The 12703-nt window shown below is 61.3% G+C and carries 14 protein-coding genes; 5 read left to right on the top strand and 9 right to left on the bottom strand.

What is annotated here, in order from left to right:
• Nucleotides 1-57: 57 nt before the first annotated feature.
• The 4 genes from ACJRW5_RS13950 to ACJRW5_RS13935 all read right to left on the bottom strand — a co-directional run bounded on the left by ACJRW5_RS13950 (nucleotide 58) and on the right by ACJRW5_RS13935 (nucleotide 3645).
• Entirely contained in the window at nucleotides 58-1494 is a 1437-nt protein-coding gene (locus ACJRW5_RS13950; protein WP_484571104.1) for a catalase, read from the bottom strand.
• 103 nt (nucleotides 1495-1597) lie between these two features.
• Nucleotides 1598-2164: a cysteine hydrolase family protein gene (locus ACJRW5_RS13945; RefSeq protein ID WP_484571103.1), complete on the bottom strand. Its 567-nt coding sequence runs from the start codon at nucleotides 2162-2164 to the stop codon at nucleotides 1598-1600.
• A gap of 53 nt (nucleotides 2165-2217) precedes the next feature.
• Nucleotides 2218-3042, bottom strand: a complete 825-nt coding sequence (locus tag ACJRW5_RS13940; RefSeq protein ID WP_484571102.1) for an alpha/beta fold hydrolase — start codon at nucleotides 3040-3042, stop codon at nucleotides 2218-2220.
• An 87-nt stretch (nucleotides 3043-3129) separates the two neighbouring features.
• On the bottom strand, nucleotides 3130-3645 hold the full coding sequence (locus tag ACJRW5_RS13935; RefSeq protein ID WP_484571101.1) for a hypothetical protein: 516 nt from the start codon (nucleotides 3643-3645) through the stop codon (nucleotides 3130-3132).
• A 361-nt stretch (nucleotides 3646-4006) separates the two neighbouring features.
• Between ACJRW5_RS13935 and ACJRW5_RS13930 the strand changes: the two genes are divergently transcribed.
• Both ACJRW5_RS13930 and ACJRW5_RS13925 read left to right on the top strand, forming a co-directional pair.
• Nucleotides 4007-4636: a response regulator transcription factor gene (locus tag ACJRW5_RS13930; protein ID WP_484571100.1), complete on the top strand. Its 630-nt coding sequence runs from the start codon at nucleotides 4007-4009 to the stop codon at nucleotides 4634-4636.
• A gap of 90 nt (nucleotides 4637-4726) precedes the next feature.
• Nucleotides 4727-5104 carry a response regulator transcription factor gene (locus ACJRW5_RS13925; RefSeq protein WP_484571099.1) on the top strand — a complete coding sequence of 126 codons (378 nt, stop codon included), beginning with the start codon at nucleotides 4727-4729 and terminating at the stop codon, nucleotides 5102-5104.
• Nucleotides 5105-5119: 15 nt separating this feature from the next.
• Here the strand turns inward: ACJRW5_RS13925 and ACJRW5_RS13920 are convergent, their stop codons facing one another.
• On the bottom strand, nucleotides 5120-5470 hold the full coding sequence (locus tag ACJRW5_RS13920) for a hypothetical protein (RefSeq protein ID WP_484571098.1): 351 nt from the start codon (nucleotides 5468-5470) through the stop codon (nucleotides 5120-5122).
• Nucleotides 5471-5609: 139 nt separating this feature from the next.
• The gene (locus ACJRW5_RS13915) at nucleotides 5610-7673 is read right to left on the bottom strand and encodes a PAS domain-containing sensor histidine kinase (protein ID WP_484571097.1); all 2064 of its coding nucleotides are present in this window, start codon (nucleotides 7671-7673) and stop codon (nucleotides 5610-5612) included.
• A 293-nt stretch (nucleotides 7674-7966) separates the two neighbouring features.
• Here ACJRW5_RS13915 and ACJRW5_RS13910 point away from each other — a divergent pair, with 293 nt between their 5' ends.
• The 3 genes from ACJRW5_RS13910 to ACJRW5_RS13900 all read left to right on the top strand — a co-directional run bounded on the left by ACJRW5_RS13910 (nucleotide 7967) and on the right by ACJRW5_RS13900 (nucleotide 10061).
• Nucleotides 7967-8788: a hypothetical protein gene (locus ACJRW5_RS13910; RefSeq protein ID WP_484571096.1), complete on the top strand. Its 822-nt coding sequence runs from the start codon at nucleotides 7967-7969 to the stop codon at nucleotides 8786-8788.
• 91 nt (nucleotides 8789-8879) lie between these two features.
• Nucleotides 8880-9500, top strand: coding sequence for a cysteine hydrolase family protein (locus ACJRW5_RS13905; protein WP_484571095.1), 621 nt, complete (start codon nucleotides 8880-8882; stop codon nucleotides 9498-9500).
• Nucleotides 9501-9512: 12 nt separating this feature from the next.
• On the top strand, nucleotides 9513-10061 hold the full coding sequence (locus ACJRW5_RS13900) for a peroxiredoxin family protein (RefSeq protein WP_484571094.1): 549 nt from the start codon (nucleotides 9513-9515) through the stop codon (nucleotides 10059-10061).
• Nucleotides 10062-10233: 172 nt separating this feature from the next.
• Here the strand turns inward: ACJRW5_RS13900 and tauD are convergent, their stop codons facing one another.
• Genes tauD through tauB form a run of 3 tightly spaced genes read right to left on the bottom strand, consistent with a single transcriptional unit; the run spans nucleotide 10234 to nucleotide 12693 of the window.
• Nucleotides 10234-11067, bottom strand: coding sequence for a taurine dioxygenase (tauD, locus tag ACJRW5_RS13895; protein WP_484571093.1), 834 nt, complete (start codon nucleotides 11065-11067; stop codon nucleotides 10234-10236).
• Nucleotides 11068-11080: 13 nt separating this feature from the next.
• Nucleotides 11081-11914, bottom strand: coding sequence for a taurine ABC transporter permease TauC (gene tauC, locus ACJRW5_RS13890; protein WP_484571092.1), 834 nt, complete (start codon nucleotides 11912-11914; stop codon nucleotides 11081-11083).
• Nucleotides 11911-12693, bottom strand: a complete 783-nt coding sequence (gene tauB / locus ACJRW5_RS13885; protein ID WP_484571091.1) for a taurine ABC transporter ATP-binding subunit — start codon at nucleotides 12691-12693, stop codon at nucleotides 11911-11913. Before tauB ends, tauC begins: the two co-directional genes overlap by 4 nt.
• Between the last annotated feature and the right edge of the window lie 10 nt (nucleotides 12694-12703).

Genomic DNA, 12703 nt, shown 5'->3' with positions numbered 1-12703 from the left:
GCTTTTAAAAAAAGCATGAAGGTTGCGTATCGCGCCCTCCATGCAAGGCGGCGCGGATTACTGGCCGAGCCGCTCGATGGCTGCTGCAACCCCGGCACCATAGGCCGGGTCGGCCTTGCTACAGTTGCCGATGTGACGTTCTATCACCTGCTGCGAGGCGCCGCGGATTGCCCGCGCGGTGTTGTCGAACAGCGATTGCTGCTGCGCTGGCGACATCAGGCGGAACAGCGCGCCAGGTTGAGAGTAGTAGTCTTCGTCGACGCGGTGATTCCAGTGATCGGCCGCGCCCTCCAGCGTCAGCGGCGGCTCCGCGAACTCGGGTTGCTCGGCCCACTCTCCGTAACTGTTGGGCTCGTAGGCCAGGCGCGCACCCTGGTTGCCGTCCACGCGCATCTGCCCGTCGCGGTGGTAGCTGTGATACGGGCAGCGCGGCGCATTGACCGGGATATGCGTGTGGTTGACGCCGAGCCGGTAGCGCTGTGCATCACCGTAGGAGAACAGTCGCCCCTGCAGCATCTTGTCCGGCGAGAAGCCGATGCCGGGCACCACGTGGGCCGGGTTGAAGGCGGCCTGTTCGACCTCGGCGAAGACATTCTCCGGGTTGCGATTGAGCTCCAGCACGCCGACCTCGATCAGCGGGTAGTCCTTGTGCGGCCAGACCTTGGTCAGGTCGAAGGGGTTGATGGGGTAGCGGCCGGCGTCCTGCTCCGGCATCACCTGCACGTAGAAGGTCCAGCGTGGGAAGTTGCCCCGCTCGATATTGTCGTACAGGTCGCGCTGGCTACTCTCACGGTCGCTCGCCACCACCTGCCCAGCCTCTGCGTCGCTGAGATTGCGAATGCCCTGTTGGCTCTTCCAGGTGAACTTGACCCAGTGCCGTTCGTTGGCTGCATTGATGAAACTGAAGGTATGGCTGCCGAAGCCGTGCATGTGTCGGTAGCCGTCGGGAATGCCGCGGTCGCTCATGACGATGGTGACCTGATGCAGCGCCTCCGGCAGGTTGGTCCAGAAGTCCCAGTTATTCTGCGCGCTACGCATGCCGGTGCGCGGGTCGCGCTTCACCGCATGGTTGAGGTCGGGGAACTTCAGTGGGTCGCGCAGGAAGAACACCGGCGTGTTGTTACCCACCAGGTCCCAATTGCCCTGCTCGGTGTAGAACTTGATGGCGAAACCGCGAATATCCCGTTCGGCGTCCGCTGCGCCGCGCTCACCGGCCACCGTGGAGAAGCGCACGAAAATGTCGGTCTGTTTGCCCACCTGCGAGAACAGCGCAGCACGGGTGTAGCGGCTGATGTCCTGGGTCACGGTAAAGGTGCCGTAGGCGCCGGAGCCCTTGGCATGCATGCGCCGCTCTGGGATCACCTCGCGGTCGAAGTGGGCGAGTTTTTCCAGGAACCACACGTCCTGCAGCAACGCCGGGCCGCGGGGGCCGGCGGTCTGGATGTTCTGGTTGTCTACGACAGGGGCGCCGGAGGCGGTAGTGAGCTTCTTCATCGTTTTGCTCCTTCGACTAAGCAATGGCGGTTGGCACAACAGCTGCTGTAGCGGGCAAGCCTCCGTTCAACCCGAAGACTTGCCCGCCTTCAGCAGTGGGTTCTCATGCGGCGCTGCGAGCCTGACCGAGGTACTCGGCGGTGGAGATGACCGGTGCATAACCGAACTGCAGCGCCGCCATGAACGCCGCATGCACCTGCTCGGCCGGCACCTTCACGCCGTTGAACTCCAGATCGAGGGTGGCGCAGGCGTCGTGCAGCACGGTGGTTTGGTAGCCGAAGTCGACGGCGGCGCGGGTGATGCCATCCACGCACATGTGGCTCATGTTGCCGACGACCACCACCTCGCTCACGCCATGCTCGTCGAGTACCTGCTTCAACTCGGTTTCGCGGAACGAGTTGATGTAATGCTTGAGTACGACCGGCTCGCCCGGGTTGTTGAGCACGCTGGGGTGAATCTGTGCGCCTTCACTGCCGGGCCGGAAGAAGGGGGCGTCCTGGCTCGTGAACTCGTGGCGGATATGCACCACCAGGTCGCCACGCTCGCGGAACAGAGCGATAACCTGGGCCGCCTTGGCGGCAGCGGCTTCGACCTTGCTCAATGTCCACAGGCCGCCAGGGAAATAGTCGTTCTGAATATCCACCACGATCAGTGCTTGCTTGCCGTTCATTGCGTTTCTCCTATTCGAGGTGGCCCGCCAAACTGCGGCGGGCATACGAGTGCTTAGCTGCGCACAAATGTCAGCAGGTCGTTGTTGAGCTGATCTTTGTGGGTATCGGTAATGCCATGTGGAGCGCCGGGGTAGATCACCAGCTTGGCGTGAGGCACCAGCTTGGCCGAGGCGCGCGCCGCCGCATCCACTGGCACGATCTGATCGTCGTCGCCGTGCAGGATCAGGGTGGGCACATCGAACTTCTTCAGGTCTTCGGTGAAGTCGGTCTCGGAGAACGCCTTGATGCAGTCATAGGCACTCTTGTGTCCGGCCATCATGCCCTGCATCCAGAACGCATCGATTACGCCCTGGGAAGGCTTGGCGCCTGGGCGGTTGTAGCCATAGAAAGGGCCGCTGGCGATGTCCTTGTAGAGCTGCGAACGGTCGGCTAGGGAGCCTGCGCGAATGCCATCGAACACTTCTCGCGGCAGGCCGCCGGGGTTGGCCTCGGTCTTCAGCATCAGCGGTGGCACCGCAGAGATCAGGCCGACTTTGGCCACGCGTTTGGTGCCATGGCGACCTATATAACGCGTAACCTCGCCTCCACCAGTAGAAAAGCCGAACAGCACCGCTTTCTGAAGATCGAGTGTTTCGAGCAGCTCCGCGAGGTCGTCCGCGTAGCTGTTCATTTCGTTACCGTCCCATGGCTGGCTGGAGCGGCCATGGCCACGGCGATCATGGGCAATCACGCGGTAGCCGTTATTAGCCAGGAAGATCATTTGTGATTCCCAGCTATCCGCGTTCAACGGCCAGCCGTGACTGAAGACGATGGGCTGGCCGCTGCCCCAGTCTTTGAAGTAGATCTCGGTACCGTCGCGAGTGGTGATTGTGCTCATGGTCGTTCTCCGTTTTCGTTTGAGGTATCACAGGCAAAGCAGCGTGGTGTCCGATCATGGGTGATGGCCGGCGCACGCATGGGTGGGTCAGTGATGGGGGGTGGCGTGTTGCAGGTGCGCTCGCTGGCCGCGCAGGCGCAGCAGCTGATAGCTCAGGCCGACCACGAAGATCACCCCAGCGATGAACACTGCGGCCTTCACTTGCGGCGATTCGGGGCCGTTGCCGATGGGATTGCCAACCGGCAGGCGCGAAAGGGTTTCGTTGAGTCCGGGGATCATCAGCACCAGGTAGCTGAAGCTCATGGCGCTGACTTGCAGGTATTCACGAGCCTTTCCCAGACGCCGCAACCGTGGCGCGCTGCGACCGACGGCGATAGCCGCCAGTGCAATCAGGCCCAGAGCATGCCCGGTGGTGAAACCTCCCGTACTGGACAGGCCGAAGGAGGTGAGTACCGAGGCGAGCAGGCCGTACTGATAGCAACGGCCGCTAGCCAGATCGGGAATGATGCGCCCGTATTGGCGAAAGGCGTAGGCGCCGGCGATGACAGGCAGAAGACTCAGCGTGGAGTGAATGATGCCGAGCGCGGACAGTGAAGTGGCCATGTTCCTTTTCCTCATGCAGACAAACCGCTGGTGAGGGCTCCGTATGCCAGTGGCAACTGCACGGAAGTGCCGTCTTGTCAGGCCGGGTCGAACGTGTTGGCCTGGTGAGATCGACTATAGGAACGTGAACTTCGGTAAACCATTCTACGAAGGGTCGCTGCGGCTATATCTAGGTATGAGATGGGTGATCGGTAAGGTTACAGGCGTGCCCGCAGGCAGCTGGAAATGCACGCACCTATACCTAGGTATGAGGCGATTGAACCAATGGCCTGGTGCAACAGCTTCATTGGCGATGTCCATGTAGATGGGCGGCTGACTAGAATGCAGGTACTGATCCCGGCCCGCCTTGAAGGAGTTCCTGATGGCCAACCCGCTTTCGCTGGTGCACATCATCGACGACGATGAATCCCTGCGGCAGGCACTCGATAGTCTGTTTCGCTCGGTAGGCATGGCCACGCGGCAATACGGATCAACCCAGGATTTTCTGAATGCCGAGCGCCCTGATTGCCCTTCCTGCCTGGTGCTGGACGTGCGTCTGCCGGGAAAAAGCGGGTTGGATTTCCAGAACCAGTTACTCGAGATGAATATCCCCATCCCCATCGTGTTCATGACCGGCCACGGGGATATATCCATGTCTGTGCGCAGCATGAAGGCTGGCGCCGTGGATTTTTTGACCAAGCCCTTTCGTGATCAGGACATGCTGGATGCGGTGGCAGCTGCTATCGAAAAGGACCGTATGCAGCGCGAGCAGGACCTTGGAGTCGCAAAGTTACATGAGCGGTTCGCCAGTCTCAGCCTGCGCGAGCGTCAGGTAATGGCACTGGTCACCGCAGGGAAAATGAACAAGCAGGTAGCAGCTAGCTTGGGCCTCAGTGAGATCACCGTGAAAATTCACCGGGGGCATGCGATGCAGAAGATGCAGGCGCGCTCGCTGGCCGACCTGGTGAAGATGGCCAGCATTCTGCAGCTCAAGGCTAACGGCAGCCTTTGAAAGGCCGATGGTCGGACTGATGCTCGGGCAAGTTTTTGAAAGTCGCGCCGCCCAGGCACAAGCCAGGTGGCGCGCACTGAGGATGTAGATGTGCCGCATGACCTGATTTCCATCATTGATGACGATGAGTCGCTGCGACTGGCGACCTCCAGCCTGCTGCGCTCGATGGGCTACATCACCGAGTTCTTTGCCAGTGCTGAAGATTTTCTCAACTCTGGCGACCTGTCACGCTTTGCCTGTGTGGTCGCCGATATACAGATGCCTGGCATGAGCGGCATCGATCTTACGCACAAGCTGATTGCCGCCAATGGTCAGGCGAAGGTGGTACTGATGACTGCCCGTACCGAAAGCGATATTCATAAGCGGGCGCGGGAGAGCGGGGCGGTTTGCCTGCTGCAGAAGCCATTCGGGGCTGACTCGTTGCTCAGGTGCGTGGACAAGGCTCTGGAGTCGGAAGGCGAAAGATAAGGGCTGACTGGTGCGCTATATCGGTTCTATATCGTGCAGAACATCCGCTGGCGGGAGCGCATCTGGCCCGCCGAATACCTGCAAAGCACTGAGCGCGCCAGTGTCGAATAGCTGCTGCAGCAGTGGCTCGAATACCTGGTCGATGCTGAGCTGCAGCGCCTGTTGATCCAACCATTCAAACCTCATGATCCAGTGCCGTGCACTGCGCCTGCTGGCATGAAGCTGGCAAACCATGCAGCCGGGCAAGCGAAGAGTGGCTGTCGCCGCCGCTAGCAGTTGTTCGTGCAGGGTGGCCGCCTGGTGTGCCGTGGCCTGGATCAATAACAGCTTGGCGAGGCCAGATCTGCCTTTCGCTTGCCTTTTCATCGATGTGCTCCCTGTCTGGCGGATACCGCGAGGGTTGCTGCCGGCCTATGCCGGTCATATTCGATGATCGCGAAAGTAGAGGCGGACGCCAATCATCGATGGGCATAGCCACATGCAAACCATGGTATGAGACGCGGGATCAACCAACCGTTGGCAGGCTTACGCTGAAGCGCGCTCCGGGGCCCCGCGCATTGTTACCGGCGTGGATGCTGCCTCCCAGGCTCTGTACCACAGTGCGGCAGATCGGCAGCCCCATGCCCATGCCGGTCTTCTTCGTGGTGAAGAAGCTATTGAACAATTGGTCGAGGTTGTCGCTGGCGATGCCGGGACCATTATCCTCAACCAACAGCTCAATGCTGGAGGCATCCTGGCTGGTCGTGCTGATGCTCAACTTCGGCGACGCGGTTTGTGCCTGAGTCATCGCTTGCATGGCGTTAACCGCGAGGTTCACGATCACCTGCTGCAACAGGGTGCGATCGGCGCGTATGCGTGGCAGATTTGGCGTCAGCGCCAGGCACAGCTCGACGTTCTGCGCCTGCAGCTCGTGGCGGAGGAACTGCACGGCTTCCTTGACCACGTTGTTCAGTGGCAAGGTTACCCGCTGAGGGGCTTGATGGCTGGCCATGGTGCGGATACGCGCAATGATGTCAGAGGCACGGCGGGCATCGGCCACCATGCGTACCGTCAGATCGTGGACCTCGCTGATTTCCGGCTCGGGGCGGTTGAGCCAGCGCAGACCGGCTTCGCCGTTTGTAGCAATGGCAGCCAGAGGCTGGTTGACCTCGTGAGCAATGGATGCCGTCAGCTCGCCAAGCATGGATACACGTGCGGCATGCATCAGGTCTGCTTGCATGTTATCGAGCGCGATCCGCGAGGTGACAAGCTCGCCTATATCGATGTTGCCGACCAAGACCATGCCCTTGGCGCGCATTTCCGGCGGTGCGGTGACGAAGAACAGAACGTCGATTTCCCTGCCGTCGAGGGCGCGGGTCTTGGTTTCCGCAAGGTAGCCTGACTCACCGCGATAAGCGGCCTCGATGCTGCGTCGGAAGGCATCGTATTGGCCCGGAATCCAGAAGCGGGTGACCGGGCCCAGCATCTCGGCCCGGTCCTTTGCGCCATACAAAGTCAGGGTACGCTGGTTGACATCGATGACTCGGCTGGCGGACATGGCTTTTTCGACGAAGTCCGGATGCTCGTCGATGTAGGTCGAGAGATCGTTGACCCCCTGTTGACGCAACTCGGCAAACAACTGATTGAGACCGCTCGAGTCCAATTGCCAGAACGACACTGCCATCACCTCGAAGAGGTTGCGGTAGCGGAACTCGCTCTGCTCAAGGGCCGCGAAGGCCTGGTTGCGCGCAGAAAGGTCGATGACCCCGACCATGAGAATGCCTTTCTGCATGTTCTCCGGCGGGAAGGAGGCGGTGAACAGCGCATCGAACTCGCGGCCGTCGATCGTGCGCAGGGTCGTTTCCTTGACGTAGCTGAGCTTGCGGGATACGGCGGCGAGAATGCTCTGCGCAAACACCTGTGTGCTTGCTTCGGGCCAGAATGGCTCGACCGAGGTGAGCATTTCCTGCTTATCGCCACGACCGAACAGCGCCACCGTCTGCTCATTGATGTCCAGCACGCGGGTCGCGCGCATCATCTCGCGAACCAGTTCGGGGTGGTCGTTGAAGTGCTTGCCCAGGTCCTTCACTCCACTGGCGAAGAGACTCTTGACCATTGTCCCGACCTGGGTGAAGTCCAGTTCCCAGAATGATGCGGCCATGGCCTGGAACAGGTTGCGGTATCGGTACTCGCTTTCCGCCAGGGTCAGCTCGGTGGCGCGTCGCGCCGTGATGTCGCGACCCGTTTCGACGATGCCGATGGTATTGCCTTGCGCATTGCGCCGCAGGGACCAGCGCGCTTCGATCAACACTTGCTCACCCGCCGCGTTGATGCGCCTGAGCTCGCCATCCCAGCGGCCACTGGCGCGCACCTGGCTTTCGAACTCAATAATCGAGGCGGCGGGCTGCGAGGAGAGCAGGTCGTGGGCTATCTGCCCACACGCTTCGGTGCTGCTCCAGCCGTATAGCTCTTCACTGGCCTTGTTCCAGTAGCGAATGCGTCCCTCGAGATCGCGCAGAAAAATGCTCTCGTGGATCAGCTCGAGAATGTCCGAGCCCAGGTCTGACGTCAGTTTGCGATCATCGATCATGCCGCACCGTCCTGTAAGGAGTTGGCGTGTCCTGCACGCGTCTCCCTGTCGCTGATGCCAACGAGGCTCATACCAAGATATGAGCTGAATGTCCGCCGGTCTGATGGCGGGCTGTTCCGGAGCGTCTCACTATCCATTCACGCACTGCCAGTGATCAGAGGCTCGAAACGCTACTCGCTGATCTCCAGCGAATGATTCGAGGCCTGGCAACTGTAGGGGCCTTGGTAGTGCGGAAATATTCGCATCCAGAAATCCTAATCAATCCCGGAATATTTAACTAGCAGGAGCCGAGCATGAATACTTCACGTACTGCGTTGGCCAGCGATAACGCTCTCAGCCGCGTTAACCCATCCGAATCAACGCTACAAAAGCATGGCCTGGCCACATACTTGATGATGACGCTCATCGCCGTCTTTGCAGCGCGTGCGTTAGCTTATGAGCCTGGAGGTATCCACAGCGAGAAGACCGCGAAGGTCGATGCCGCCTTCGACCTGGTGCATACCCGCGTCTCACGTGACGGCGACATGCTGGTTTTCGAACAACTGGTCGACGGCAAGGCTGGCAGCCGCATGCCGTCGCCCAAGGGCAGCTTCGCTGGCGCTGAGGTGTACAGCTACGTCTGGCCGACCAGTCTGGACAGTGGTGCAGTCGGGTTTGAACAGGAATCCGGGATTCTCGCCCTGGCCCTGACTTCCCATCCGGACTTCGACGACACCCCGCAGCTCGACGAGAACGGCGATGGCAAGAAAGACAACGATGGTGGCTTGTGGCATTCGCACTGGGTGGTGCTGACCAAGGACGAAACCTGCGGCCCATCGGGGCTCAAGGTGCGTGACATCCCCGAAGGCGCCAAGCCCAAGCTGCCGCCGACCTGGCCCGGCGCGCCGATCTATATCGACTCACCCGGCTACGACCTGAGCGTGAAGGACAATGCCGCGCAGATCCGAGTGCCGCTCAAAGCGGTGGGTTTCCCTGAGAGTTTCAACTACGACGGGGTGACCGCTGCGCTGCAGGTCAATGCCGATCTGCACAACCCGCTGTTATGCGTGTCCGGTGTTTGGGATGTGGCTTCCGGCGATCTTTCCTTGCCCGCCACCTGGAAACGGCAACCCTAGTGTCTGAGTCTGCAGCCGCACTTCGCGGCGCCAGCCAGCAGGTGTGATGACCTGCTGCGCCTGGCTCGATCCTCATCTCGTGGAGTCTGTCATGAGCCTTCCCATCTATGCCCGAGAAAGAACCGCTCTCTTGCTGGTAGACCCTTACAACGACTTTCTCAGCGAAGGCGGAAAGTTGAGTGGCGAGGCCAAGCTGGTAGCGGATGCGGTTGGCACACTGCAGAACCTGAAAGACTTGGTCGAGGCGGTGCGCGCGGCGGGCATCCAGATACTCTACGTGCCGCATCACCGCGCGCGGCCTGGAGACTATTTGATGTGGAAGCATCCCAGCCCTTATCAACTAGGTGCTCGGCAACTGCAGGTATTTGCGGCTGACAGCTGGGGCGGAGAGTGGCATCCCGACTTCCGGCCTCATCCCGGGGATATCGTTGTTCAGGAGCATTGGGGGGCAAGTGGTTTCGCCAATACCGACCTGGATTTCCAGCTGAAGCAGCTGGGGGTTGAGAAGGTCGTGTTGGCCGGCATGCTGGCCAATACCTGCATTGAATCAACTGGAAAGTGGGCCGCCGAACTGGGTTATCACGTGACATTGGTGCGCGATGCGACTGCCGCTTTCTCAAGCGAGGCAATGCATGCCGCTCATGAAATCAACGGTCCAACCTATGCACATGTGATCGCCACGACAAGCGAGTTCATCGTTGCCCTTGGATAAGGAATAACAGCCATGACTGAGTCGTACAGCCAGGCGCCGGCTTGGCAAGTAGAGCGCTGGTTCAATACCTCCGAACCCCTTAGCCTTGAGCGTCTGCGTGGCAAGGTCATTGTCCTGGAGGCCTTTCAGATGCTTTGCCCAGGGTGTGTGAGCGAAGGTCTGCCGCAAGCCCAGCGGGTTCAGGCAAGCTTTCCGTCCGAACAGGTTGCCGTCATCGGATTACACACGGTATTCGAACACCACCAAGCAATGACGCCCGTCTCTCTCGAGGCATTTCTATACGAGTACCGCATCACTTTTCCAGTCGCCGTCGACCTCCCAGATCCTCAAGGTTCCGCACCTCTGACCATGCGGGCCTATGCTATGCGCGGTACCCCGAGCATGGTGCTAATTGATAAGGCGGGACGTATTCGCCTGCATTACTTTGGGCGGGTAGATGAGCTGCAATTAGGTGCCCAGATCGCATTTCTAATTGCCGAGGCGGGCTCATTGAGCGAGGCGAATCAGGATCCTTCATCTGAGCAGATGTCAGGATGTGCCGATGGTGCTTGCGTTCCTTAGGGCTCTTGATTGTGGGGCATTCGTATCCATGCGAGCTGGCTTTTGATCGGCATCTAACCTGTTTTCAGCAACTGACCAGAAGCACCTGCTTCTGGCCGAAAGCTGGCCCCGCAATTCATGCCTGCCTCTCTCCCATCAGGGCAGGTCGCGCCAAAGCCGCTTTCAGTTTCTTTCACCTCGGCCTATCACCCAACACCGTCGCGCGATGCATCACGCGCCGCTGCGGGCGGTAGTCGTCGACGGCGTAGTGCTGGGTGATGCGGTTGTCCCAGAAGGCCACGTCGTTCTCTTGCCAGCGCCAGCGGATGGTGAATTCCGGGCGGGTGGCGTGGGCGAAGAGAAAGCGCAGCAGGGCGTCGCTTTCGGCGGCTTGCAGTTCGTTGATGTGGGTGGTGAAGCCGTCGTTGACGAACAGGCCCTTACGACCGCTAACGGGGTGGCTGCGTATTACCGGGTGCACCACGGGCGGGTGGGTGCGCTGCACTTCGTGATAGTGCGCCAAGGCTTCTGGGGTATTGCCGAAGCGCTCCAGCGGGAAGGAGCGGGTGAAGTCATGGGTGGCGGTAAGTCCGTCGAGCAACTGCTTCAGCGGCTTTGACAGGGCATCGTACGCCGCGCTGCTGCTGGCCCACAGGGTGTCGCCGCCGTAGGCTGGCAGGTGCTTGGCGGCGAGTATTGCACCGAGTGCCGGGGTTTCTAGAAAGCTGACGTCGGTGTGCCAGATGGCGTTGTCGCGTACATCGGTCACGGCGGTGTCGAGCACTAGGATTTCCGGCTGCTCGGGCACGTTGGGGTAGAGCGGATGGATGTGCAGGTCGCCGAACTGGGCGGCGAAGGCGGCCTGCTGTTTTGGGGCGATGGGCTGCTCGCGGAAGAACAGCACCTGATGCTGCAGCAGGGCATCTTCCAGTTGCTGACGCAGGTCGGCAGTGAGTGGCTGGCGTAGATCGATGCCGCTGACCTGGGCGCCGAGTGCCGGGCTGAGTGGGGTGATGTGCAGGCTCATGTCTGTCTCTCGCTCAGTGCGCCTGGCCGTGCCAGGGCACCAGCTTGCGTTGCAGGGCGCGCAGGCCCATTTCCAGGGCAAAGGCGATCAGGGCGATGACGAGGATGCCGAGGATCACCACATCGGTGACCAGGAACTGCGCTGCCGACTGCACCATGAAACCCAGGCCTTCGGTGGCGGCGATCAGTTCGGCGGCGACCAGGGTCGACCAGCCGACGCCAAGGCCGATACGGATGCCGGTGAGGATATCGGGCAGGGCGCTGGGCAGGATCACGTGGCGCACCAGTTGCGCGGGCGTGGCGCCGAGCGATTGCGCGGCGCGCAGTTTCGCCGGGTCGACGTTGCGCACGCCGGTGGCAGTGGCGATGGCTACGGGGGCGAAGATGGCCAGGTAGATCAGCAGGACCTTGGACAGCTCGCCGATGCCGCACCAGATGACGATCAGGGGCAGGTAGGCCAGTGGCGGGATCGGCCGGTAGAACTCGATCAGCGGGTCAAAGATGCCACGTGCGATGCGGTGACGGCCGATGGCGATGCCCAGCGGCACGGCGGTGAGTACGGCGGCCAGCAGGCCAAGGCCGATGCGCCCGAGGCTGGCGCCGAGGTGCTGCCAGAGGCTGGCATTCATGTAGCCCTCGCCGAGCAGTTGCCAGCCGCGTGCAAGTACGGCTTGCGGGCTGGGCAGGAACAAGGGCTCGATCAGGCCTGCGGTGGTGACTGCCCACCACAGCCAGAGCAGGCTGGCGATGCTCAGGCTGCTGATGACTGGCAGGCTCAGCTCACGGCGCGGCTTGGGCGCGCGTTGTTCTTCTGGCGTCTTGGCGTAGAGATATTCGTAGCTGCTCATGCGCGATTCACCTGGCGTTGGGCAAAGACCTGGGCGAGTACGTGCTCGCGGGTTTCGATGAAGGCGGGGTCGGATTTGATCGCCCGGGCGCTTTCGCCAGCCGCGTAGCGACGGCCGAAGTCCAGCCGCAGGTGCTCGACGATGCGCCCCGGATTGGGGGCCAGCAGCACCAGGTCGCTGGCCAGGAACACGGCTTCCTCGATGTCGTGGGTGATCAGGAATACCGGCTTGTGCGTGCGCTGCCAGACCTGCAGCAACAGCTCCTGCATCTGCTCGCGGGTAAAGGCATCGAGGGCGCCGAACGGCTCGTCCATCAGCAGTACGCGCGGGTCGGCAGTGAGTGCGCGGGCCAGGCCCACGCGCTGTTTCTGCCCGCCAGAGAGTTCCCAGATGTGGCGCTGTTCGAAACCAGCCAGGTCGACCAGGGCAAGCAGCTCGCGCGCTTTGGCTTCGCGTTCGGCGCGGCCCACGCCGGCCAGTTGCAGGCCGAAGGCGACGTTCTCCAGCACGTTCTGCCAGGGCAGCAGGGCGTCGTCCTGAAACACCACGCCACGCTCGGCGCCAGGGCCGGCAACGGCCTTGCCGTCGAGACGGATGCGCCCGGCGCTGGGCGCAACGAAGCCGGCGATGAGGTTGAGCAGGGTGGTCTTGCCACTGCCGGAGGGGCCGAGGGCGACCAGCAACTGCTCCGGGCCAAGGTTGAAGGACAGGTCGCTCAGTACCGCCTTGGCGGCGCCCGGGTACTGTGCGCTGATGTGCTCCAGTTCGAGTAGGGCCATGTTCAGGTTC

It is taken from the genome of Pseudomonas pichavaramensis (genome assembly GCF_050473265.1).
Classification (GTDB): Bacteria; Pseudomonadota; Gammaproteobacteria; order Pseudomonadales; family Pseudomonadaceae; genus Aquipseudomonas.
The sequence above is the reverse complement of the archived record's forward strand: the minus strand, read 5'-3'. Positions and strand labels throughout refer to the sequence as shown.